Annotated in this window: 25 protein-coding genes; 14 read left to right on the forward strand and 11 right to left on the reverse strand. The window is 65.5% G+C overall.

Annotated features, from left to right (window positions below; translation table 11 throughout):
• Window positions 1-204: 204 nt before the first annotated feature.
• Window positions 205-1,065 (reverse strand): sigma-70 family RNA polymerase sigma factor, encoded by an 861-nt coding sequence (locus tag M2332_RS07720; RefSeq protein ID WP_264573596.1) that lies wholly within the window; start codon window positions 1,063-1,065, stop codon window positions 205-207.
• 17 nt (window positions 1,066-1,082) lie between these two features.
• A complete protein-coding gene (locus tag M2332_RS07725) occupies window positions 1,083-1,547 on the reverse strand; it encodes a carboxymuconolactone decarboxylase family protein (protein WP_264573597.1) in 465 nt (154 codons plus the stop codon).
• 198 nt (window positions 1,548-1,745) lie between these two features.
• Between M2332_RS07725 and M2332_RS07730 the strand changes: the two genes are divergently transcribed.
• Window positions 1,746-1,985: a DUF2312 domain-containing protein gene (locus tag M2332_RS07730; RefSeq protein WP_181560613.1), complete on the forward strand. Its 240-nt coding sequence runs from the start codon at window positions 1,746-1,748 to the stop codon at window positions 1,983-1,985.
• A 65-nt stretch (window positions 1,986-2,050) separates the two neighbouring features.
• A complete protein-coding gene (locus tag M2332_RS07735; protein ID WP_181561513.1) occupies window positions 2,051-2,380 on the forward strand; it encodes a heavy metal-binding domain-containing protein in 330 nt (109 codons plus the stop codon).
• 26 nt (window positions 2,381-2,406) lie between these two features.
• Here M2332_RS07735 and M2332_RS07740 read toward each other — a convergent pair whose 3' ends face one another.
• From M2332_RS07740 to hrcA, 3 genes are read right to left on the reverse strand one after another with little or no spacing between them, the layout of a single operon-like run.
• Window positions 2,407-2,760: a hypothetical protein gene (locus M2332_RS07740; protein WP_264573598.1), complete on the reverse strand. Its 354-nt coding sequence runs from the start codon at window positions 2,758-2,760 to the stop codon at window positions 2,407-2,409.
• A 23-nt stretch (window positions 2,761-2,783) separates the two neighbouring features.
• On the reverse strand, window positions 2,784-3,344 hold the full coding sequence (grpE, locus tag M2332_RS07745; protein WP_413715579.1) for a nucleotide exchange factor GrpE: 561 nt from the start codon (window positions 3,342-3,344) through the stop codon (window positions 2,784-2,786).
• An 8-nt stretch (window positions 3,345-3,352) separates the two neighbouring features.
• A complete protein-coding gene (hrcA, locus tag M2332_RS07750) occupies window positions 3,353-4,396 on the reverse strand; it encodes a heat-inducible transcriptional repressor HrcA (RefSeq protein ID WP_181560616.1) in 1,044 nt (347 codons plus the stop codon).
• 92 nt (window positions 4,397-4,488) lie between these two features.
• On the opposite strand from hrcA, the gene rph reads away from it, so the two are divergent.
• The 3 genes from rph to rdgB are packed head-to-tail and all read left to right on the forward strand — an operon-like array spanning window position 4,489 to window position 6,453.
• On the forward strand, window positions 4,489-5,205 hold the full coding sequence (gene rph / locus M2332_RS07755) for a ribonuclease PH (protein WP_264574919.1): 717 nt from the start codon (window positions 4,489-4,491) through the stop codon (window positions 5,203-5,205).
• Between the two features lie 58 nt (window positions 5,206-5,263).
• Window positions 5,264-5,824 carry a hypothetical protein gene (locus M2332_RS07760; RefSeq protein ID WP_264573600.1) on the forward strand — a complete coding sequence of 187 codons (561 nt, stop codon included), beginning with the start codon at window positions 5,264-5,266 and terminating at the stop codon, window positions 5,822-5,824.
• Between the two features lie 5 nt (window positions 5,825-5,829).
• Window positions 5,830-6,453, forward strand: a complete 624-nt coding sequence (gene rdgB, locus M2332_RS07765) for an RdgB/HAM1 family non-canonical purine NTP pyrophosphatase (RefSeq protein ID WP_264574920.1) — start codon at window positions 5,830-5,832, stop codon at window positions 6,451-6,453.
• A 15-nt stretch (window positions 6,454-6,468) separates the two neighbouring features.
• Here the strand turns inward: rdgB and M2332_RS07770 are convergent, their stop codons facing one another.
• Complete coding sequence (locus tag M2332_RS07770; RefSeq protein ID WP_264573601.1) at window positions 6,469-7,065, reverse strand: CAP domain-containing protein; 597 nt, start codon at window positions 7,063-7,065, stop codon at window positions 6,469-6,471.
• Between the two features lie 179 nt (window positions 7,066-7,244).
• Between M2332_RS07770 and hemW the strand changes: the two genes are divergently transcribed.
• The gene (gene hemW / locus M2332_RS07775) at window positions 7,245-8,396 is read left to right on the forward strand and encodes a radical SAM family heme chaperone HemW (protein WP_264573602.1); all 1,152 of its coding nucleotides are present in this window, start codon (window positions 7,245-7,247) and stop codon (window positions 8,394-8,396) included.
• A 125-nt stretch (window positions 8,397-8,521) separates the two neighbouring features.
• Window positions 8,522-9,853: a hypothetical protein gene (locus M2332_RS07780; protein WP_264573603.1), complete on the forward strand. Its 1,332-nt coding sequence runs from the start codon at window positions 8,522-8,524 to the stop codon at window positions 9,851-9,853.
• Window positions 9,854-9,883: 30 nt separating this feature from the next.
• Here the strand turns inward: M2332_RS07780 and arfB are convergent, their stop codons facing one another.
• On the reverse strand, window positions 9,884-10,306 hold the full coding sequence (arfB, locus tag M2332_RS07785) for an alternative ribosome rescue aminoacyl-tRNA hydrolase ArfB (protein ID WP_264573604.1): 423 nt from the start codon (window positions 10,304-10,306) through the stop codon (window positions 9,884-9,886).
• Between the two features lie 60 nt (window positions 10,307-10,366).
• The gene (locus tag M2332_RS07790; RefSeq protein WP_264573605.1) at window positions 10,367-11,248 is read right to left on the reverse strand and encodes a hypothetical protein; all 882 of its coding nucleotides are present in this window, start codon (window positions 11,246-11,248) and stop codon (window positions 10,367-10,369) included.
• Between the two features lie 119 nt (window positions 11,249-11,367).
• Here M2332_RS07790 and M2332_RS07795 point away from each other — a divergent pair, with 119 nt between their 5' ends.
• Window positions 11,368-11,856, forward strand: a complete 489-nt coding sequence (locus M2332_RS07795) for a GAF domain-containing protein (RefSeq protein ID WP_264573606.1) — start codon at window positions 11,368-11,370, stop codon at window positions 11,854-11,856.
• 566 nt (window positions 11,857-12,422) lie between these two features.
• Here M2332_RS07795 and M2332_RS07800 read toward each other — a convergent pair.
• Complete coding sequence (locus tag M2332_RS07800; protein ID WP_319799416.1) at window positions 12,423-13,238, reverse strand: arginyltransferase; 816 nt, start codon at window positions 13,236-13,238, stop codon at window positions 12,423-12,425.
• Between the two features lie 201 nt (window positions 13,239-13,439).
• On the opposite strand from M2332_RS07800, the gene M2332_RS07805 reads away from it, so the two are divergent.
• Both M2332_RS07805 and M2332_RS07810 read left to right on the forward strand, forming a co-directional pair.
• Window positions 13,440-14,729, forward strand: a complete 1,290-nt coding sequence (locus M2332_RS07805; RefSeq protein ID WP_264573607.1) for an aconitase X catalytic domain-containing protein — start codon at window positions 13,440-13,442, stop codon at window positions 14,727-14,729.
• Window positions 14,726-15,166, forward strand: coding sequence for an aconitase X swivel domain-containing protein (locus tag M2332_RS07810; protein WP_264573608.1), 441 nt, complete (start codon window positions 14,726-14,728; stop codon window positions 15,164-15,166). Before M2332_RS07805 ends, M2332_RS07810 begins: the two co-directional genes overlap by 4 nt.
• Before the next feature lie 166 nt (window positions 15,167-15,332).
• On the opposite strand, the gene M2332_RS07815 is transcribed toward M2332_RS07810, so the two are convergent.
• Window positions 15,333-16,958: an NAD(P)/FAD-dependent oxidoreductase gene (locus tag M2332_RS07815; protein ID WP_264573609.1), complete on the reverse strand. Its 1,626-nt coding sequence runs from the start codon at window positions 16,956-16,958 to the stop codon at window positions 15,333-15,335.
• A gap of 140 nt (window positions 16,959-17,098) precedes the next feature.
• On the opposite strand from M2332_RS07815, the gene M2332_RS07820 reads away from it, so the two are divergent.
• Window positions 17,099-17,674, forward strand: a complete 576-nt coding sequence (locus M2332_RS07820; protein WP_264573610.1) for a hypothetical protein — start codon at window positions 17,099-17,101, stop codon at window positions 17,672-17,674.
• Window positions 17,675-17,791: 117 nt separating this feature from the next.
• Here M2332_RS07820 and M2332_RS07825 read toward each other — a convergent pair whose 3' ends face one another.
• Window positions 17,792-18,553, reverse strand: coding sequence for an arylesterase (locus tag M2332_RS07825; protein ID WP_264573611.1), 762 nt, complete (start codon window positions 18,551-18,553; stop codon window positions 17,792-17,794).
• On the opposite strand from M2332_RS07825, the gene M2332_RS07830 reads away from it, so the two are divergent.
• The 3 genes from M2332_RS07830 (at window position 18,552) to M2332_RS07840 (ending at window position 22,516) form a co-directional block, all read left to right on the forward strand.
• On the forward strand, window positions 18,552-19,253 hold the full coding sequence (locus tag M2332_RS07830; protein ID WP_264573612.1) for an ABC transporter ATP-binding protein: 702 nt from the start codon (window positions 18,552-18,554) through the stop codon (window positions 19,251-19,253). The genes M2332_RS07825 and M2332_RS07830 overlap by 2 nt on opposite strands.
• Window positions 19,250-21,787, forward strand: coding sequence for an ABC transporter permease (locus tag M2332_RS07835; RefSeq protein ID WP_264573613.1), 2,538 nt, complete (start codon window positions 19,250-19,252; stop codon window positions 21,785-21,787). Before M2332_RS07830 ends, M2332_RS07835 begins: the two co-directional genes overlap by 4 nt.
• Window positions 21,788-21,883: 96 nt before the next feature.
• Window positions 21,884-22,516, forward strand: a complete 633-nt coding sequence (locus M2332_RS07840) for a JAB domain-containing protein (RefSeq protein WP_264573614.1) — start codon at window positions 21,884-21,886, stop codon at window positions 22,514-22,516.
• Window positions 22,517-23,063 lie beyond the last annotated feature (547 nt).

Below are 23,063 nucleotides of genomic sequence, written 5' to 3' on the forward strand. Positions count from 1 at the left end.
GACGGACACCCGCTCCGAGGGCGACCGCGCCCGCAAGCCGGGCGGTCAGCGTCCGCGCCACTTCGGCGGCGGACGTCCGCAAGGCAATCCCGGTGGTGGCGGCCGCCGCAGCGGCGCCGGCCGCGCGGGCTGATCCGTCAGGCTGATATCATTGAAATCCGATGAGGGGGGGAAGCGCAGCTTCCCCCCCTCACTGCCTTCCACCTAGTGCAAGTGCCGCAGTTTATCGGGATTGCGCACCACATAGATGCCAATGATGCGCCCCGCCTCGATCTCGAAGGCCGTGGTCTGCAGCTCGCCATCGGCCTCGCGCGTCACGAACCCCGGCAGGCCATTGATGAGCGCTGTGCGCACAAGCTGCGAGCCATGCTTGCGAAACAGCACCGCCAGCGCCTTGTGAAGCAGCAGCACATTGCGTCGCCCGAGAACCTCGGCGACCGCTGCCGAACGCTTGCCCCCGCCATCTGCGTGCATGCTGACATCAGCAGCCAACATCGCGCCGAGCGCGGTCATGTCGCCGGTGCGCGACGCCGCAAAGAAGGCGCTCGCGATCTCCAGACCGCGCTGCTTCTCAACCTCGAAGCGGGGCCGCGCCTGCCGCACATGGTCCCGTGCCCGCGCGGCAAGCTGGCGACAGGCCGCCGGCTCCCGATCGATGGTGGCAGCGATTTCCTCGAACGAGACGCCGAACACATCATGCAGCAGGAACGCCGCGCGCTCGAGCGGTGAGAGCCGCTCCAGCGCGAGCATCAGCGGCAGGGTCACATCCTCCTGCTCATCCTCGTCCTCGACGACCGGTTCGGGTAGCCATGGCCCGACATAATGCTCCCGCTGGACCCGCGCCGACTTGGCATGATCCAGGCAAAGCCGCGTGACCGTGCGGCGGAGGAACGCCTCCGGCTCGCGCACTTCGGCACGGTCGACCCGCATCCAGCGAATGAACGCCTCCTGCACCACATCCTCGGCATCGGCGACGGAACCGAGCATTCGGTAGGCGACCCGCACCAGCCGGGGACGCAGCGGATCGAAGCTGATCGCTGCATCCTCCTGCTGATGAGGGGACATGGGATGCCCGGCGCGCATCAGGCAGCCAGCTTGCGGGTCGCCGGCGTTTCGATCCACAAGTCGAAGCCGACCGCGAGGCGGTTCCAGCCATTGATGATGTTGATCAGCAGCGTCAGCTTCACCTGCTCTTCCTCGCTGAACTGGGCCGCGAGCTGTGCATAGGCTTCGGCCTTTCCGCCATGCCCTTCCGACAGACGCGTAAGCGCCTCGGTCCACGCCAGCGCGGCCCGCTCCCGTGCGCTATAGCATGGCGCCTCGCGCCAGACCGAGAGCAAGTAGAGGCGCTGCTCGCTCTCGCCCTTTTCGCGTGCTTCGGCGGTGTGCATGTTGAGGCAGTTGGCGCACTGGTTGATCTGCGAGGCGCGGGCCTTCACCAGCTCCACGAGCGCAGGCTCCAGGCTATCGTTGATGGCAAGCGAGGTCGCCATCCATTGCTTGATGAGCGCGGGCGCGGCGGTGAAGGGATCGAGGCGTGCGGTCATGATCGTGTCTCCTGTCCATTGGGTTTGCACAGGCATGACGAGTGGGCGGACGGCGATTGTGACATGGCGGGAAATTTTTTCCGCCGCCGGCGCAATGGCTACGCCGTCCGGTGCGATCGATGCCTAGACAGGGAGGGCAGCGGCTGGCTAGGACCGCGCATTCGATTCTGACACATTCCATCCGGAGACCTTGCAGACATGAGCGACAACATCGCCGCCGACCAGTTGCGCCTTCTCATCGAGCGCATCGAGCGCCTCGAAGAAGAAAAGAAGGGCATTTCGGACGACATCAAGGATGTCTATGGCGAAGCCAAGGCAACAGGCTATGACGTCAAGATCATGCGCCAGATCGTCCGCCTGCGGAAGCTGCCGCCGCATGATCGCCAGGAGATGGAGGCAATCCTCCAGACCTATCTGGCGGCCCTGGGCATGGAATAAGCCGCATGCGCGGCGAGAGGAGCGGAGAGATGGCCGATAATCCCTGGGGCAATGCCCCGACCGAGATGATCGTCACGACCACCAACAATATCGATGGCCGCACGGTGCAGCGTTATTGCGGCGTGGTGACGGGCGAAGTGATCGTGGGTGCCAATCTCTTCCGCGATCTCTTTGCCAGCGTGCGCGATATCGTTGGCGGGCGGGCCGGCGCCTATGAGGAAGTGCTGAGCCGCGCCCGCGAGGAAGCCATGGCGGAGATGCGCCAGCGCGCCGCCGCGGCCGGTGGCAATGCGATCATCGGCGTGGACCTGGACTATGAAGTGCTCGGCTCGGGCGGATCGATGCTGATGGTCTCGGCCACCGGCACGGCGGTGCTACTCGCGGACCCGGCCTGAGTTAACGCCCGCCGAAGCGCCGCCACTCAGGGAGCGCTCGGCGCCAGCGGCTTGAGCTTCACGCGATTGAAATCCGGCACCGGGATCGGCGCATCGAGCATGGTCCATTGCGCGCCGACTAGCGCCAGCCAGCTCGTATAGGGATGCCAGTTGCCGTCCCGGCGCTGCTCCCACTGGCAATCAAAGGCGCCGGGCGCCTCGCTGGTTTCCGCGCAGGTCACGGCGCGCAGATCACCGGCATCCACCTCCCCACTGCCAAGATCCCGCAAGGCCTGCGAGAGTGCGTCCGGACTCGGTGCGGGCGACGCGACGGGCGCCTGTGCCGCCAGCGGGGCCGCGATCGGCAAGGCGAGCGCGACCAGCCCCGTAAGGACAGTCATGGCCGCGCCGCGCATGGCGCCTGTTACTCCGCCGCCTTGGCCACGCCGACCAACGCCGGGCGCAGCAGGCGATCCTTGATCATGTAGCCGGCCTGCATCTCCTGCACGATGGTGCCGGGCGCAGCCTCTGCCGAAGGCATCTCGATCATCGCCTGATGCTTGTTGGGATCGAGCGGCTCGCCCACCGAGGTGAATTTCTCCACGCCATGCTTGCGCAGCGCGCTCTCCATCTCCTTGCCGGTAGCATCAAGGCCGGCGATCAGGCCTTTCACCTTTTCATCCGCCCGCAATTCGGCCGGAATGGCCTCCAGTGCGCGGCTGAGATTGTCGGCCACGGAGAGAATGTCGCGGGCGAAGGCGGTCGCGGCATAAGCGCGGGTATCGGCCAGTTCCTTCTCTAGCCGGCGACGGACATTCTGGGTATCCGCGACAGCGTAGAGCGTCTCCTGCTTGGCGTTGGCCAGCTCTTCCTCCAGCGCTGCGATACGCGCGGCGGCGATCTCCTCGCGGCTCAGCGTCTCGCCCGCGCCCTCGGCGATGTCAGCGGCCAGGGTCTCATTCTCATTGTTGGTCTGGTCAGTCATGTCTTCCGTCATTTCATCAATCTGCTGAGGGTCTGTGCGGTGAAGTCCACCATGGGGACGACGCGGGCATAGTTCAACCGGGTTGGGCCGATCACACCGACCACGCCGACCACCTGCCCGCCGGGTCCGCGATATGGCGCTGCTATGACCGAAGAGCCGCTCAGGGAAAAGAGCTTGTTCTCCGAGCCGATGAAGATCTTGGTCGCGGCACCGGCGCGGGCGCTGTCCAGCAGGCGGGCGATCTCGCTCTTGCCCTCCAGCTCATCCAGCAACTGGCGCACGCGCTCGAGATCAGCAGCGGATTGCTCGTCGAGCAGATTGGCCTGGCCGCGCACGATCAGCACCGGGCGGTCCTCGGTATCGCGACTCCACGCTGCCACGCCGCGCGCGACCAGATGGCGCGAAGCCTCATCGAGCGCGGTTTCCTCCGCCTCGATCTGCCCGCTCAGCCACGCCTGCACCTCACTCAGCGTGCGACCGGTGGCGTGGGCGGAGAGATAATTGGCCGCCTCGACCAGCATGGAGGGCGTCGTGCCTGCGGGCAGATCCACAATGCGGTTCTCGACCGTGCCATCCTGCCCGACCAGCACGGCCAGTGCCTGCCGGTCCGACAGCCAGGCAAAGCCGAATTGCTTGAGCAGCGTCTCGCGGCGCGGGACCATCACCAGCCCAGCGCAGGCGGACAAACCCGACAGGAGGGCCGAGGCGGCGTTGAGCGCTTCCTCGATCGGCCCTTCGCCGGTCAATTGCCGCTCGATGGCGCGCTTCTCGTCCTCGGAGGGCTCGGCGACCTGCATCATCGCGTCCACGAACAGGCGAAGACCGGATTCGGTCGGCATCCGCCCGGCCGAGGTGTGCGGCGCGGCGAGCAGCCCCGCTTCCTCCAGATCCTGCATCACATTGCGGATCGACGCCGGCGAGAGGTTGAGCCCGCTCAACCGGCTGATCGTGCGCGAGCCGACCGGCGCCCCGGTGCCGATGTAGGATTCCACGACGACGCGAAAGATATCGCGCGCGCGATCGCTCAAAAGGTTGATGGGCGGCCCGGACATACCCCGTATGTAGGACGGCGCGCGGCGCTGGCCAAGTCGCAACAGGGGCGCTAGAGCGCGGGCAAATTTTGGCAGACAAAAAGGACATGCTCATGCGCCCATCCGGCCGCGCCCCCGACGAAATGCGTACGATCGCCATGGAACCCGGTTTTACCGTCCATGCCGAAGGCAGCTGCCTCGTCTCCTTTGGCGAGACGCGGGTGCTTTGCACGGCGAGCGTGGAAGAGCGCGTGCCGCCGTTTCTGCGCGGCAAGGGTGAAGGCTGGGTGACGGCGGAATATGGCATGCTCCCCCGCGCCACGCACACGCGTGGGTCACGCGAGGCAGCCAAGGGAAAGCAGTCCGGCCGCACGCAGGAAATCCAACGCCTCATCGGCCGCTCGCTGCGCGCGGTGGTGGACCTCAAGGCCCTCGGCGAACGGCAGATCACGCTCGATTGCGACGTCATTCAGGCGGACGGCGGGACCCGCACGGCCAGCATCTCGGGCGCCTGGGTGGCGCTGCGGATCGCGGTCGACAAGCTGCTCGCCAGCGGCGCGCTGACCACAGATCCGATCCAGGCGAAGGTCGCGGCGGTCTCCTGCGGCATCTATCAGGGCAATCCGGTGCTCGACCTCGATTATATCGAGGACAGCAATGCCCATGCCGACGCGAACTTCGTGCTGCTCTCCAACGGCAACATTGCCGAGGCTCAGGCCACGGCGGAAGGCGCAACCTATGACGAGGAAGCGCTGCTGCGCCTGCTGCGCCTCGCACGCATCGGCTGCACGCAGATCTTCGCCGCGCAGGACCGCGCCACGGGGCGGTAAGTCAGTTTGGAAAAACGAAGGGGGATATCGAATGACAATCTGGCGATCATGTTTGGGCTTGGCGCTCCTTATCACCCCGACAGTGGCAATTGCGCAGGCCCCGAACGCGCAAACGAGGGGCATCACCTATGCCTGCGATACGGCTCCGGGGCATTTCTCCGAGCTGACATTTCCCGTGCCGGAGGGCTCGGTGACAGTATCCGGGAAAATGAAGCTGCTGAACATCGCCAAAGATAGCAAGTGGGCACCGCTTGCGCGCGTTCACTTCATGGCTGCGTCGCCGCCGGGACAATCCTCGGGTGATCAGGCCGGCTTCATCTTGAAAGCATTGCTCGCCAGCAAGGTAGGGTTGAAGACCAGGGACAGGAATGCTGTCGTGCAATACCTCCAGTGGGATGAGTTCCACGGTGGACAAGAAGTCGAACATCAGCTCTTCGGCATCGCGGAAGATGCCCCGGTCTATGATTTCTCTCTAACGTTCGACGGTCAGTCCGTCGTGGGCACGATCGCTGGCGAAGAAACGAGAATAGCGTTCGCGGTGCCGGACCCCGTGGTGCGTATCGTCTGCTCCACTGGCGAATTTCTCTTTACAGACCTAAAAATCACCTCGGCCCGATGAACGCAATGACCGGCAAACTGGAACCCGGCAAGCTCGTCATCGCGAGCCACAATGAAGGCAAGGTGCGTGAGATCAGCGCGCTGCTCGGGCCTTATGGCATGGCGCCGGTGTCTGCCGGATCGCTCGGCCTGCCCGAGCCGGAAGAGACCGGCACCACCTTCGCGCAAAACGCCGCACTCAAGGCGCTCGCCTCCGCCACCGCCTCCGGCCTGCCTGCGCTGGCCGATGACAGCGGCCTCGATGTGGCGGCGCTGGGTGGACGGCCCGGCGTCTACACCGCCGATTGGGCAGAGCGGCAATGGTTCGAGGGCGAGCCCGGGCGCGACTGGTATATGGCGATGGGCAAGGTGGAGGGGCTGCTCTGCGCGCAAGGCCCGCAGGTGGACCGCAGCGCGGCCTTCGTCTGCACGCTCTGCCTCGCCTGGCCGGATGGCGAGACCGTTTTGTTCGAGGGCCGCGTCGCCGGCAGTCTCGTCTGGCCGCCGCGCGGCGCGCAGGGCTTTGGCTATGATCCGGTGTTCCTGCCGACCGGGGCGACGCAGACGTTCGGCGAGATGCCCATCGAGGCCAAGCAAGCCGTCAGCCACCGTGCCCGCGCCTTCGAGCAACTGGTCGCGGCGCTGTTCTGAAAGGACGCCCTGCGCTCAGCGCCCCGCGTAATCGACCGACGCGCGGTGCCCGTAGACATTGCCCGCCGGATCGTAGCGGCACACCAGCACGTCCAGCGTCGCCGTGGGGTGGAGCGCGCAGCCGACGCGGCGCGTGCCGGCCCAGATGATCTGCGAATAATGGCCAACATCCGCCCAATTGCCGCTGCGCGAAATATCCGGCACCGGCGCATCCAGGTAGAGCGCGCGCTCTTCCAGCCAGCTTTCCGCCATTTCCTCATAGGCATAGGCATCGCGGGTGCCGGCCCACAGATTCTCGCCATAGTGGCCCGCGCCGCCGGATTTGTGATGGGCCGCAATCGGGTCCGGCTCCTGCGCCAGCCGGGTAGCGCTCTGCGCCGCATCGGCCGCGAGTTCATCGCTCCACGCTAGCTTCGGCACGCCCCGCGCGGCGCGTTCGCCATTGTGGGCAGCCAGCATGATATCGCGGAAGTGAGCCGCATCGCGCGGCATGGCAGCAGAAGGCGCATCGCCGGCCAGCACGGGCGCCGGCGTCAGGGTGCAGAGCGCGAGCAGGCCAATCGCCGCCCGCATACGCCGTCGCACCACTTCTCGCCCTTCGCCCGCGTCCATGTGCGTCCGCCGTTCCCCCTGCGGTTCCGGTGTGGAACCTAGCTCAGTATGAACGGTTGGGAAAACATTTTCTTCACCAACAAATTGCGTTAAATCATTGTTAATTAATATTTAACCACTGAACCGTGGCATATTCGCCATGGGCTGACTTTGGCGCGCAGTCCGCTATAGCGGCGGCCATGGCCTCTCCCGCGCCGCTTGCCCTCTATATCCACTGGCCGTTCTGCGTGGCCAAATGCCCCTATTGCGACTTCAACAGCCATGTCCGCGACACCGTGGATCAGGCCGCGTGGCGCGCCGCGCTGCTCGCCGATCTGGCCCATGAAGCCGCGCTGCTGCCGGGCCGGACGCTGGGCAGCATTTTCTTCGGCGGCGGCACGCCCTCGCTGATGCCGCCCGAGACGGTGGCCGCGCTGATCGATGCGGCGGCGGGCCACTGGGCGGTCGCGGACGACATCGAGATCACCATGGAGGCCAATCCGAACAGCGCCGAGGCCGCGCGCTTCGCGCAGGTGGCGTCCGCCGGGGTCAACCGCCTTTCGCTGGGCCTGCAGGCGCTGGACGACGATGCCTTGCGCTTTCTGGGCCGGGCGCACGGCGTGGACGAAGGCCTCAGGGCGCTGGCGGCCGCGCAGGCTTGCGTGCCGCGCGTTAGCCTTGACCTCATCTATGCCCGTCCCGGCCAGAGCGAGGCGGACTGGGAGCGCGAACTGGCCCGCGCGCTCGGCTTCGGCACCGATCATCTCTCGCTCTATCAACTGACCATCGAGCCCGGCACGCGGTTCGAAACCGACGTGCGCCGGGGCACGCTGGTGCCCGCCGATGCGGACCATGCCGCCACGCTGTTCGAGTTGACGCAGGCCATGACATTGGCGGCCCGCCGCCCGGCCTATGAAGTCTCCAACCATGCCGCGCCGGGGCAGGAGAGCCGGCACAACCTCGCTTACTGGCGTTATGCCGATTATGCCGGCGTTGGCCCCGGCGCGCATGGTCGGCGCGGCGGCATGGCCACCGTGCGTCATCGCAAGCCCGAGAACTGGATGGCCGCGCTGCACCGCAACGGCCATGGTCTCGCCGAGGAGCGGGTGCTCCCCGCCGGCGAACAGGCGGCCGAAGCGCTGATGATGGGCCTGCGCCTTGCCGAGGGGATCGATCTGGCCGCGCTCAGCCAGCGCACCGGGTTGGACCGCCCGTCGCTAGTGGACAAGGACGCCATTGCAAAGCTGGTCGGCCATGGCCTGCTCGAGCAAACCGGCGAGCGCCTGCGCGTCACCCCGGCCGGAATGCTACTGCTGGATGCCATTCTGGCGGAAATCGTGATGGCAGGCTGAGGCGACCACGCTCCGCCCTCATTAACCATTCGACCATTTGGGTTAACTCGTGGATAATGGCCACAGTCCTTCCCACCCGAGTCAGCTCATCTGAGGGAAGGCGTCAACTTCGTGGGGGAGTAGACATGGCCTTTCCGATCCTTTCCAAAATCGTATCGCGCCGGTCCGGCGTGATCATCGCTGCCTGTGCGCTTGCGCTGCAAGGGAGCGCTACACAGGCCCTGACAATCGCTGGTCTCAAGGGCCAGGGCCTCGATCACATCTATGGCAGCTATGCGCCGCGCGGCGATTGCAGCGAGGAGCCCCGCGTCACGATTGACGACAAGGGCATGACCTTCCGCGCCCATGGCCGCACCGTCACGCCGCCGCGCGTCGAATATGCAGTGAGCTTCATGGGGCCGAGCTATGAGGGGATCACGGCCGTGTTCATGCCGTTCCCGATCAGCCCCAGCGATTCCGGGCGCGTCTATATGTACGTCAATGATGACGAAAAGGCCGGGGTCATCCGGTTCGAGGACAATCTGATGCGCGGTCAGAGACCTGACCCTTTTCATGCCGCCTTTACGGCAGGCGGATTGTTCATGCTCTGCAAGGGCAGCGCGGCGGTCGGCACGCCAGCCTCGACGACGCCCCGACCAGCGGCAACACCGGCCGCCGCCGTGCAGGGCATCCCGGCGGAATGGACGAACCTCGCCAGCCTCGTGGGCAAATATCCGGGCAGCTACGCCAAAGATAATATCGATCTGCTGGATCGCGGCGCCGTCGCGACGGCGCTCAAGGCCCGGCTAGGGCCGAAGATGGACGTGCTGCGGACCAATCTCTCAGTCGTCACCCCGCTCAAGCGCGTCGGGAATTATTATTATCTCTCCGGCAACGCCCAGCACAAGGGCGGCGAGGAGCAGGCCTATATCATGATCGACCCCGCCCGGCGGGCGGTGCAGGTGGGCCTGTGGGAACGCGGCAAGCTGAGCGTTTACGCCCCCGCCACCGGTACACGGCTGCCCGTCGCGCCCGAGATCAAGACCCTGCTCGATAACAGTCCGCCCGAGACGGCGGTGGCCCTGCCCGGCACGCCGTGGGAAGTCGTGCCCGTCGCCGGGCGCGCGCCCATGGCCTATGTCAGCGCCGCAGCATCCCCCAACATCGAAGCCCTCAGCCTCTATTGCGAGGGCGGGAAGCCTTATATGGCGATGCTGCTCAACAAGCCGGCCACCGGCAACGCCTTGACGATGACCTGGAATTTCGCCGGCCGCCTGGTCAACATTCCCGTCCAGCGTGGCAGCGCCAACGGCACCCACTGGATCGGCGGCATCACCGGCACACCTTTGGTGCCGCTGCTGACCCAGCAGAAAGGAACGGCGATGCTGCGGATCAACGGCAGGCTGGAGGGCGAGGCATCGCTCAGCAATGCGACGATGGCGCTGCGCGCGGCCTTGCGGGGCTGCGTGAAGATGTGATCCGACAGGGGCGGATGGCCTCGCAGGCCATCACTCCCGCCATTTCCCCCGCCCGGCCTTCACCGACGCGCGCTTGGTCTTGCCCTCGACACGGCGCACCTGCGAGGCTTTGGTGGGCTTGGTCGGCTTGCGTTTCTTGGGCACGATGGTCGCCTGCGCGATCAGATCGCACAGCCGCTGGCGCACCTCGCGCCGGTTCTCGAACTGCGAGCGCGAGCCCTCGCTGCGCAGGATGAGCACCCCCTCCCCCGACATCCGTGCGCCCGCCAGCGCTGCGAGGCGCACCTTGACCGCCTCCGGCAGCGACGGCGAACCGGCGACATCGAAGCGCAGAATGACCGCGCTGTCGGTGGTGTTGACATGCTGACCGCCAGCCCCGGACGCGCGCGTAGCGCTCTCGAGAAGCTCGTCCTCATCGATGCTGATCGATCGCGTGATCTGGATGCGCGGCATGGCCCCTCATCACCCGCGCGGGGCACTGTCGCAAGAGCCAATCGCTGCCGGGCCTGACGATCAGTTTCCGGTGGCCGGCGCGCTGGGAGACAGCAGCGGCGCCTCGCTGGGAACCGAAGGCGATGACGCGGCTGGGGGCGGGGCCGGATTGGCGGACGCGGACTGCGATGTGGTGCGTGCAGGCGCGGATCGGACCGGGGGCGGTGAGGCCTGCCGCTCGCTCCGCGCTGCGGGCGCAGGTGCGGCTGTCGCGGCGCGTGGCTGCGCCTGTGTTTGGCTTGGGACCGGGCGCGTAGCAGGACTGGACGCCGGAGCAACCGCCGACGCCCGTGGGGCGGCGGCTTCAGGCAGAGGACTGGCGGGCGCAGTGCTGTTCGCTGCGGCCTCGGGCGCCGCGCTCTCCACCGCAGCGGTGGGCTCGCTCGAGGGACCGAAGGCGCCCAGCCGCTCACCCAACATGAGCGCCCCCGCCGCAAACAACGCCAGCGCAATCAGTCCGACAAGGGCCATAGCGGCGATCCACACCGTCCCCATCCGACGAACATGGCGGGCCGAGGCCGTCGCCGCGTCGCTCAGCTCGCCGGAGAGCGAAACCTCGGTCCAATCCGTCAGCGCTCGCCGCATCGCTGCAGCCAGTGGGACCGTGAGCGCTAAGCCAACGAGCGCCGCCAGCAGCGCCATCATCATGCCGCCGAAGAAGGTCAGAGCCACTTGCGAGAGGGCATCCGGCCCGAGGCTGTCCCGCGCGAGCAGGCTCAGGCACAGGCCGCCGGCATTCAGCAGAACCAGCATCGTCAGCGCCCAGCGATAGAGCGCGGAGGTCTCCTCCACCAAGCGCGTCATGCCGGCGCCCAGCCGCTCCACGCCACGGCGCCCTACGTCCCGGCCCAGCGCCCGCATCTCCTCCGCTTCGCTCACGCCTGTCTGCCCGATCGGCTCCATGGCTGCTTCCCCGTTTCGTTAACCGCCCGATAATCCTGAGCCTGAAGACCATGCGGCGGCCCGATCCGCAAGAGCCAAGAGGCTGGCGCGGGTGGCAGGCGGCACCTAAATGGGCAGGCATGTACGATTTTTCTCCCGCAACGGGCAGCGACAAGCCCGCTCTTTATGCCGATCTCCTCGCTGCGGCGCGCGCGCTGACCGAGGGCGAGCCAGACGCCATCGCCAATATGGCAAATGTCGCAGCGCTGATCTGGCAATATGTCCCGGACCTCAACTGGGCCGGCTTCTACCGGCTGGTGGATGAGGTGCTGGTGCTCGGCCCATTTCAAGGCAAGCCGGCCTGCATCCGCATCGCGCTGGGCAGCGGCGTGTGCGGTACGGCTGCGGCGACCCGGCAGGTCCAGCGCGTCGAGGATGTCCACGCCTTCCCCGGCCACATCGCCTGCGATGCCGCCTCTGCATCGGAACTGGTCGTGCCGGTGATCCATAAGGGCGCGCTGATCGGCGTGCTCGATCTCGACAGTCCCCGCCCCGCCCGCTTCGACGAGGCCGACGCCGCCGGGCTGGGCTCGCTCTGCGCGGCAATCGCCCCCGCTCTGGCAGGCTGACGCACGGGCCTTTCGGCTGATCCACTTTGGGACGGGCAGCCCGGCCACCGGACTCGCCAAGCCGCTAAGGCATTGATAGCCTCCCCTTATCGCTCGCACCAAGGCGCATGACCGCAAGGCGCAACATCGCGGCCACACGCCCCGAGCGAACTGGAACCGGGGGGCTTTCCAGCAGGGGTCCGGCAGCTTTCGAGCGGCCGGACCCTTAGCGTTTTGGGGTGGGGGTGTGCACGAGGCGCTCTTGCACAAAGAGCGGCTTTTCGAGTTTTCAGCTCGAAAGCGGACGTTCCGGACTCGACGACATTGCGGATCTCCCGTCCGTTCGTCCTGAGTAGCTGCTGAGCCTGTCGAAGCGGCGTATCGAAGGACCAGCCTATGCGCTGCGATGCTTCGATACGGCTCTTCGATACGCGCCTGCGGCGCCACTCAGACCCTACTCAGCACGAACGGGGAGGTTTGGCAAAGACCACTCCCCACGACTTTCCAGCCGCAGGCTTAGCCTTACCTGCTCTCAAGTGCGGAACTCCTAGCGCACGACACCCTCCGTTCAGACCGACGCAGGCCGATTATTTGAGAACCCGCCCCTCATGGTCGCGAGTCAGGCTCTGCTCCGGGCGCACGGCGCTTTGCGTTTCTGCGGAGGCTGCCGGCAGCACCAGCCGCTCCCAGCCGGCGCGGCCGAGCTTTTCCATCGGCTGATAGCGGACCTTGTAATTCATCCGGTCCGAGCCTTCGACCCAGTAGCCGAGGTACACATAAGGCAAGCCGGCGCGTTGGGCGCGAAGGATGTGGTCGACGATGATGTAGCTGCCCAGGCCATTGCGGCCTTCCAGTTCCGGCTCGAAGAAGCTGTAGATCATCGACAGCCCATCGCCCTGCTTGTCGGTCAGGCAGGCGCCGATCAGCCGACCGGGGCGGCCGTCTTCGCCCGGCTCGCGATATTCGATGAGATAGGTCTCGACCGGCGTCTGCTCGACCATGTCGGCAAAATCGATCTCGTCCATCTCGGTCATGCCGCCAGTCGGGTGGCGGGCGGCGAGATAGCGTTGGAGCAGCGAGAATTGCTCGTCGGTGGACCAGGGCTTGCACGCCCGCACAACGAGATCGCTATTTCGGCGCACGAGGCGGCGTTGGGTGGCGTTGGGCTTGAATTCGTTCGCCACGATCCGCACCGAGACGCAGGCCGTGCAATCCGCGCAGCTCGGGCGATAGGCGACGTTCTGGCTGCGGCGAAAGCCGATGCGGCCCAGCGCGTCGTTGAGCTCGGACGCGTGCTCGCCGGTCAGTTCGGTAAACACCTTCCGCTCCGTGCGCCCAGGCAGATAGGGGCACGGTCCAGCATTGGTCATGAAGAACCGCGGAAAGCGGAAAGCAGCGCTCACATCAACTCCCAGCGGCCCGGCAAAGGCCCGTGATTCAATGGCTCAGGAGACTATGCCTCTATCCCCCCAGTGTGAAAAGAGCATTTACCACGGATTTTTTGGTGCCCGAAGGGGCAGGCTTCGCGTTGCGCGACAATCACGAGCCTTGCTTCTCGCGCCATCCTGATCGATAGTAAGGTAACGAATAATGGAGAGCCTGCCATGGTGATGCTGACCGATGCCGAACAAGCCATGCTGGACGGACAGTCCGGCGCCGCGACCCAAAAAGCCATGGAACTGCTCATCCGCTATGCCGACGCGCTTGGCGCGGAGCGCTTCGTCGAGACAAACAACGTTGCCGGCGTGCCCGGCTCCGCCCCGCAATGGGTGAAAGATTATTACGCGGCGGATGGCGGCGATTACCGCGCCGTCTTCTCCCGCTTCGATCTCGACAGCGACGAAGTGGTGGACGTGCCGCGCATGAACGCCTTTTCCTGCCATCTGCAGGGCGGCATGGACCCCACGCTGTGGCAGGAGCAGGGCATGACGGCGGAGGCGCACGACAATTTCGTCTCCGACGAGGCGGAAGTCGCCGCCCACGGTATCCAGATCCTCAAGACCTGCACGCCCTATCTCGCCGGCAACGTGCCGGTGATGGGCGAGCACTGCGCGTGGATGGAATCGAGCGCGGTGGTGTTCGCCAACTCCGTCATCGGCGCGCGGACCAATTGCGAGGGACGCGAATCCACCAGCGCCGCGATGCTGGCCAAGCGCATTCCCGACTGGGGCTTCCACCGCGACGACTTCCGCAAGGGGCAGCATAGCGTGGACGTGCAGGTGCCGGTCGACAGCATCTTCGAATGGGGGATGCTCGGCTATTTCGTCGGCGATGCCGTGCAGGACACGATCCCCGTCATCACCGGGGACATCAGCGAGGCGAGCCTCATCCGCCACAAGCATTTCGGCGCGGCCGCGGCCTCGTCCGGCGGCGTCGAGATGTATCACATGGTCGGCATCACCCCCGAGGCGCCGAGCGTGGAGACGGCCTTCGGCGGCGCGGCGAAAGGCGAGCGCTTCGTCTATGACGCGGCGGCCCGGCGGCGCATCTACGAGACGCTGAACAGCGTCGGCTCCAGCGAGGATGTCGATTATGTCATGCTCGGCTGCCCGCATTATTCCATCGAGCAAATCGCCCAGGTCTGCGCGCTGATCGAGGGCCGCAAGGTGAGCGCCAACAGCGCTTTGTGGGTGTTCACCAGCCGGGCGGTGAAGGCGACGGCGGACGCCAATGGCTATTCCAAGATCCTGCGCGATGCGGGCGCCTACCTCATGACCGACACCTGCTCGGCGATCAGCCAGGCGGTGCCCAAGGGCACGAAGGTCGCAGCGCTCGATAGCGCCAAGCAGGTGCATTATCTGCCCGCGATGATGGGCATTGAGGGCTGGTATGGCACCACCGCCGACTGCGTGGATGCGGCCTGTACCGGCAAGTGGAAAGGAGCCCTGGCATGAGCGACGTTCTGGACAAGCCCCGCCTCATCATCCGCGGTCGCTCTGTCGTGCCCGGCGTCGCCGAGGGCGAGGCGCTGGTGACGCGCGAGACGATCTCCGGCTGGGGCGGCGTCAACCCGATGAGCGGCACGGTGATCGAGAGCCGTCATGAGCTGAAGGGCGTGAGCTTTGCCGGCAAGGTGCTGGTGTTTCCGGGCGCGAAAGGCTCCTCGGGCTGGTCGAGCATCTTCCACATGTCCAAGCTGCGCGGCGCCTCGCCGGTGGCGATGGTGTTCAACATCATGACCACAAAGGCCGCGCTCGGCGCCGTGGTGATGCGCACGCCGACGGTCACCGAGTGCGATCAGGACCCGCTGGATGCCATCCGTACCGGCGACTGGGTGCGGGTGGATGGCGATGCCGGGACGATTACGGTTTGGGATCGCAAGCCCGGGTGAACGGCGGGTGCGGATCGGCCTTCCCCTGATCCTCATCCCTCGTCATTCCCGCGAACGCGGGAATCCAGCTTCGACACTGTCCCATAACGCAAGCGCTGACCTGGATTCCCGCGTTCGCGGGAATGACGAAGTGTGAGGTTATCCGCGCAGGCTTCGGCTCGCTACCTTACCGCCGCGCCATGATGCTCTGCGCCACGGCCTCGGCGACCTTGATGCCGTCCATCGCCGCCGAGAGGATGCCGCCGGCATAGCCCGCGCCCTCGCCGGCGGGGAACAGGCGGGCGACGTTGAGGCTCTGATAGTCCTTGCCGCGGGTGATGCGGATCGGTGAGGAGGTGCGCGTTTCCACGCCAGTCATCACCACATCGGGATGATCGTAGCGCGCGATCTGGCGGCCGAAGGCGGGGATCGCCTCATGGAAGGATTCCAGCACGAAATCCGGCAAACACGATGATAGGTCCGTCATCTTGACGCCCGGCTTGTAGGAGGGGGTGATGCTGCCCAGTTCCGTGGACGCGCGGCCGGCCAGAAAATCCCCCACCGTCTGCCCCGGCGCGCAATAGTTGGAGCCGCCCGCGACGAAGGCCAGCGATTCCCAATGCCGCTGCAGCGCGATCCCCGCCAGCGGCCCATCGGGATAATCGCGGGCGGGATCGATGCCGACCACCAGCCCCGAATTGGCATTGAACTCGGCGCGGGAATATTGGCTCATGCCATTGGTGACGACACGCCCTTCCTCGGAGGTCGCCGCGACCACCCGGCCGCCCGGGCACATGCAGAAGCTGTAGACGGTGCGCCCGTTCGCGCAGTGATGGCTGAGGCTATAGGCCGCCGCGCCCAGCACCGGATGCTTGGCGTACCGCCCGTAGCGCGCCTCATCCACCCAGGCCTGCGGATGCTCGATGCGCACGCCGAGCGAGAAAGGCTTTGGCTCGATGAACACGCCCCGCTCGTGCAGCATCTCGAAGGTCGGCCGGGCGCTGTGGCCGACGGCGAGGACGACATGATCGGCCTCCAGAAAGCTGCCATCGTGCAAATGGAGCCCGCGCAGGGCCATGCTGCCATCCGGGCTGCGATCCAGCTCCAGCCCGTCCACCCGCGTCTGCCAGCGATATTCGCCGCCAAGCCCCTCGATGGTGCGGCGCATGCTCTCCACCATGGTGACAAGGCGGAAGGTGCCGATGTGCGGATGCGCCTCGGTGAGGATGTCCTCCGGCGCGCCGGCGCGGACAAACTCCTCCAGCACCTTGCGGCCGAGGAAGCGCGGGTCCTTCACCCGGCAATAGAGCTTGCCGTCCGAAAAGGTGCCCGCCCCGCCCTCGCCGAACTGGACATTGCTATCCGGGTTCAATTGCGAGCGGCGCCACAGGCCCCAGGTATCCTTGGTCCGCTCCCGCACCACCTTGCCGCGATCCACGATGATCGGGCGGAAGCCCATCTGCGCGAGGATCAGCCCCGCGAACAGCCCGCACGGCCCGGCGCCGATGACCACCGGGCGCAGGCCGGACCAGCCCTCCGGCGCGCGGGCGACGAAGCGATAGTCCGTATCCGGGCGCGGGCGCACATCCTTGTCGCCCACGAACCGCGCTAGCACGGCGGCTTCGTCGCGCAGGGCAACGTCCACGGAATAGACGAGCAGGATCGCACTCTTGCGCCGCGCATCATTGCCGCGCCGCACGACCTCATGGCTGAGCAGATCGGCCTGCGGAATGCCAAGGCGCGCGGCAATGGCGGGCGCGAGCGCATCGTCCGGGTGATCGAGGGGCAAGGTTAGACCGGTCAGGCGGATCATCGCGCCGCCCTAGCGCGTGTGGGGCGGGAGGGGAATGGGGGTGTTTGGGGTGACGGACCGTCTTCGGCAAGCTATGTGACAATCAGGGAGCAGTGTTCGACACAAACAAGATAAGTGCAAAATAGACGGGGGCTGATAGCGTGGGCATAAATTGGTTCGAGGGGGGCAGGCGGGTCAGCTACCTCATCTCAGGCATCGGCATAATCGTAGGCGTTTTCGTTCTCTTTTCAGAAGGGCCTACCACCTATGTTGTATTTGATACTGAAACTCCTGATGATCCTTGGACCTTCACCACGACCCCCTGCGATTACCCTGACCTAAGCGAATACACCGCACGGAATATATTAATAGGGGGAAAGGAAGAAGATATTATCCTTTGTTTTAGAACGAAGGACACCAAAATCCTTTACAAGCGCGCTGAACAAGACACTTCGAAACAATGGACTTATTGGACCAACGACCAGTATAATGAAGAAGTGTCGAACTACGTTTCTGCTCGTGTGGAAAACTTCCGCCTGACACCCGAAATGATCCGAGCGGCCAACACGGGTTTTTCTAACCACCGCTGGTCTGAGTGGAAATCCCACGCTTTCGAGACGATTCAGTGGACCGGCGCGTTTTTAATTTTCATGCTCGTCTTGACGACCGCAGTGGGCTGGATCGTGCGAGGGTTTGCAGGTATCCCTCAAGGACACGATTTTAGACCCAAAGGCTGAACCGGTTTTCGATGCCACTCTGAATTATTTGCACAAGTTTTAGCTTACTCACTCCATGGATGCTGAAACAAGTTCAGCATGACGTGCATAGGTGTGGCGGAGCCTTAGTGCGGCGCGCTACTCCTTCCCCTCCCCCTTCAACACCCCCGCCACCAGTGGCCCAACCCGCCCAACAATCGTCTCCACGCCCTGCGGATTGGGATGAATGCCGTCGGGGAGCATGAGGGTGCGGTTGCCGATCACGCCATCGAGGAAGAAGGGGTAGAGCGGCGCGTCGTATTTCTTCGCGAGATCGGTGAAGATCGGATCGAAGGCCTTGGCGTAGTCGGCGCCCATATTGGGGGCGGAGACCATCCCGGTGAGCATGGTGGGGATGCCGCGCTTTTGCAGGTCGGCGAGGATCGCATCGAGATTGGCGCGGGTTTCCTTGGGCTCCAGGCCGCGCAGCATGTCGTTGCCGCCGAGGCCGACGATCACGAGGTCCGGCTTGCGCTCCAGCCCGTCGAGCGTGAAGGCGAGGCGCTGGCGGCCGGCTGCGGTGGTATCGCCCGAGACGCCGGCATTGACCACCTGCGCGGGCACGCCCTGCCCCTCCAGCGCGCGCTCCAGCACGGGGGCAAAGCCCTCGCGTGGCCCAAGATTGTAACCAGCGTAGAGGCTGTCCCCGAAGACCACGACCAGCTTGCGGTCCGCGACCGGGGCGCTGCTGGCGTTAGCGGCATTTGCCGTATTGGAGAGGGCTGCGGCGGCGTTATTGCCGGCACTGGCATCCCCCTGAGTGTCGGGACTTTGTGAAGAACAGGCGAGCAGTGCTTGGACAAGCAGCAATGAGACACCATAACGAGTAAACGTCTTTGCCACGCGAGGCCCTTTCCGCATGCATGCACCCATCGATGCCTCCCATATCGCGATCCGCGCCCGCAATGTCACCCTCTCGCTCGGCACGGGCGAGGCGAAGGTGGACATCCTCAAGGGCGTGGACCTGGACATAATGCGCGGGGAGAGCATTGCGATCCTCGGCGCATCGGGATCGGGCAAGTCCTCGCTGATGGCGGTGCTCTCTGGTCTGGAGCAGGCGAGCAGCGGCAGCGTGAGCGTGGCGGGCACGGATTTCAGCACGCTGGATGAGGACGGGCTGGCGCGCGCGCGGCGCGGCCAGATCGGCATCGTGCTGCAGGCATTCCACCTGCTGCCGACGATGACAGCGGTGGAAAATGTCGCGGTGCCGCTGGAGCTGGCGGGGCTTGAGGATGCCTTTGCCCGGGCGCGCGCGGAGCTGACGGCGGTGGGCCTTGGCCATCGCATCGACCATTATCCCGCGCAGCTTTCCGGCGGGGAGCAGCAGCGCGTGGCGATTGCACGCGCAGTGGCGCCGGGGCCGCAGATCATCTTTGCCGACGAGCCGACCGGCAATCTGGACGGGCACACCGGCGCGGCGATCATCGACCTGCTGTTCACCCGCCAGCAGGCGAGCGGGGCGACGCTGATCATCATCACCCATGATCCCGATCTGGCCCAGCGCTGCGACCGCATCGTGGAAATGCGCGACGGGCTGATCGTGGAGGGCGCGGCCGCATGAGGGCGGCGCGCACGAGGACTTTGGGCCTGCGGGCGAGCTGGTCCATTGCCCGGCGCGATCTAAACGCGGGCCTGCGCGGACTGCGGCTGCTGTTCGTCTGCCTGTTCCTGGGCGTGGCGACGCTGGCGGCGATCGGCAGCCTGACGACCTCCATCACCAGCGAGATTTCCGCACGGGGGCAGACGATCCTGGGCGGCGATATCGAGGCGCGGATGAGCCAGCGCGAGGCGAGCGAGGCCGAGAAGCAGACGCTGCGCGCGCTGGGCACGATGAGCGAGACGATCCGGCTGCGGGCGATGGCGAATGCAGTGGGGGCCGGCGATACCGATGGCCCCGCGGCAGTGCTGACCGAACTCAAGGGCGTCGATGGCGCCTATCCGCTCTATGGCAAGCTGCTGCTCCGCGCGGGGAGCTATGCCTCGCTGCCCGCCGACCGCATCCTGATCGGCGAGGCGCTGGCGGAGCGGCTGCAGATCAAGCCCGGCAATGCGCTGCGCTATGGCACCGCGACCTTCACCATCGCCGGCATCATCGCCGAGGAGCCGGACCGGGTGGGCGAAGGCTTTACGCTGGGGCCGGTCGCCATCGTCTCGCTCGAGGGGCTACGACGCACGGGGCTGATCCAGCCGGGCAGCCTCTATGAGAGCAAATATCGCGTCCGCGTGGCGCCGGGCACCGATGTCGAGGCGCTGCGCAAGCGGCTGGAGGACGAGCAGGCCGAGGCAGGCTGGTCGTTCCGCGACCGGGAGAATGCGGCGCCGGGCACCAGTCGCTTCATTGAGCGCATGGGGCAGTTCCTGAGCCTCATCGGCCTCACCGCGCTGGTGACCGCGGGCATCGGGGTGAGCAATGGCGTCTCCTCCTATCTCGCGATCAAGCGTGGCGGCATCGCAACCTTCAAGGTGCTGGGGGCAACCTCGGCGGATATCGAGCGGATCTATCTGATGCAGATCGGCACGGTCGCGGCGATCGCCATTGCCTGCGGGTTGATCGCGGGCGCGCTGCTGCCGCCGGCGCTGATCGCCGTGCTGGGCGATGTTCTGCCGGTGCAGCCGGGCTTCCGCATCCATCCGCTGCCGCTCATCACGAGCGCGGCTTATGGCCTGCTGATCGCCTATATCTTCACCCTTCCGCCGCTCGACCGGGCGCGAACGCTGCCGGTCGCCGCGATCCTGCGCGCGCATGTCGAGCCGCGCAGCCGGCTGGACCGGCGCAGCGTGGCGGGCGTGGTGCTGGGCGTGCTGGCGGTGCTGGCGATAGCGCTCGGCACGGCGCGCGAGCCGTTGTTTTCTGCTGCGGTGCTGGGGGCGACGGCGGCGGTGCTGGGCGTGCTGCTGCTGCTCGGCTGGGGGATCAGCGCGATTGCCCGGCGCGTGCCGCGCCCGCGTCGGCCGCTCTGGCGCCTCGCCATCGCCAATCTCTATCGCCCCGGCGCGCAGACGTCCGCGCTGGTGATCGCGCTGGGGCTGGCGCTCACGCTGTTCGTCACGCTGGCCGGCGTGCAGACCAGCCTCACCGCCGAGATCGACCGGACGGTGCCCAAGAAGGCGCCCAACCAGTTCGTGCTCGATATTCCGTCCGATCAGGAAGCGCGCTTCCGGCAGATCGTGGCGCAAGAGGCGCCGGCGGCGGAGCTGAACGTCGTCCCGGCGCTGCGCGGGCGCATCGTCGCTTATGCCGGGCAGCGCGTCGCCGACATGGAGACGCTGCCCGAAGGCGCCTGGTTCCTGCGCGGCGAGCGCGGCGTGACCTATAGCGCGACGCTGCCGGAGGGAAGCGATCTGGTCGCGGGCCAGTGGTGGACGCCCGATTATGCCGGTCCGCCGCTCATCTCGCTGGACGAAGAGGCAGCGAAGACCCTCAACCTCAAGATCGGCGACAGCATGACGGTGAGCGTGCTCGGTCGCGAAATCGAAGCCAAAATCGCATCGCTGCGCAAGGTGAATTGGGACAGCATGGGGTTCAATTACGTCATGGTCTTCTCGCCCAGCGCGCTGGCAAGTGCGCCGCACAGTCTCACCGCCACCATCACCATGGACGAAGCGCAAGGCGCGGGCGTGACGCGCGCGCTGCTCGCCGCCTTCCCGGGCGTCTCGGTGATCGCGGTGGCCGAAGTGGTGGAGCAGATCAGCGGGCTGCTGGAGCAGATGTCCGGCGCCATCGTGGCGGCGGCCTCCATCGCCATCTTCGCGGGCGTCGCGGTGCTGATCGGCGCCATCGCTGCCTCAAGGCAGGCGCGCAGCTATGACAGCGTGATCCTCAAGACGCTGGGCGCGACGCGATGGCAGATCCTCGGCACGCAGGCCATGGAATATGCGCTGCTCGCCGCCACGCTGGCGCTGGTTTCGCTGGCGCTCGGCATGGGCGCGGCCTGGTATGTCATCGTACAGGTGTTCGAGTTTGGCTGGGCGCCGGACTGGGGCGTGGTGCTGGCGACATTGGCGGGCGGCGCGATCATCACGCTGGGCATCGGGCTGGCGGGATCGATCCCACTGATGTCGCTGCGGCCCTCGCGGGCCCTGCGGGAATTGTAAGGGTAGAAATTTGTCCACAGCTTATGTGCACTTGTAGACATAAGTCCGCTTTACAGGCGCCTAGGGTCCCTCTTATGGTTAATGCATCTCAGAAGCATGACCATTTCACGGATCATCAAACGGCCGATGAAGCATTCCTTGAGCCTTTTGACAGGTCTTTTTGCGCTCTATGGCTTGCCCAGGCCATGGGCGATCGCAAAGCAGCTTTCCGGGCAATTCGCCTCGCTGGCTGAGCTGGTCCACGCTCCACCGGACGTCCTCAAATTGCGGGGCGCTTCGGAGGCCCAGATACGCGCGATCAAGGATTTTCGAAGTCTTCATCTCAGTGTGCTGGCATCGGAAGCGCTGAAGGCCAGACAGCCGCTCGATGCTGACAAGATGAAACGTCACCTTGCCGCGGAAATCGGGCATTGCCGCGTCGAGCATTTCCATGTCGTCTATCTAAGTCGGCTCAGACATGTGCTCGACAGCCGTACGCATTGGTCAGGAGGATATGACAGCACCCCAGTCTATGTGCGGGAAATCGTAGCGACCGCCATCACTCTTGGGGCAACAAACCTCATCCTTGCGCACAACCATCCTTCCGGCATCGCCGAGCCGAGCAAAGCCGACCGGATCATGACGGACCAAATCATCAAAGCGGCGCGGGCCTTGGACATTCATGTGGCAGACCACTGGGTTATCGCCGGTCAGGCCGTCTTCAGCTTCGCCGAACACGGCCTGTTGTAGCGCGTGGCGGGCGCGGCAATGGCTGGCAGGGTTGACGTGGCTTCAGGCCGTGTAGGGTGGCGGAACCTTTACTCGGGGGCAGTTAGTCCGCTTTGATGCTCGGTGGTCAGAGGGCGAACGTCAGAGAAGGCTTGGCTAGAGACCGACGTTGTGGCGTTGCTCGCTTTCAACCGCTACGTCTCCCATCATGATCCGATACTTTCCAATCGAAAGCGGCGCGCCTTGGAATCATGCCGACCACGCTGATCTGATGTCTTTTGATTGGCAGCTGAATCGAGCGACGTTTGAGATAGCAGATGGTGATCGGCTATTTGAGGTCAGGTTTTCGAAAGGCGCTTCGCTAATCGTGCGAATGCTGGATGAATTTCCGTTGAGTACAGAAAGTGAGCTTGGGACCGGTTTAATCCCTCACCACTTTGCATACCGAGTAGAGGGCGATCCCTTTTTCGAAGCTCAGTCCAAAGCTTGGCGGGCGGCAGAAGGAACGCCCAAACACTATCGATTCTTCACAGGCGCGGGGTGTCTTGATGTTGTCACAAGTGCCATG

It is taken from the genome of Sphingobium sp. B11D3A (assembly GCF_025961695.1).
Classification (GTDB): Bacteria; Pseudomonadota; Alphaproteobacteria; order Sphingomonadales; family Sphingomonadaceae; genus Sphingobium.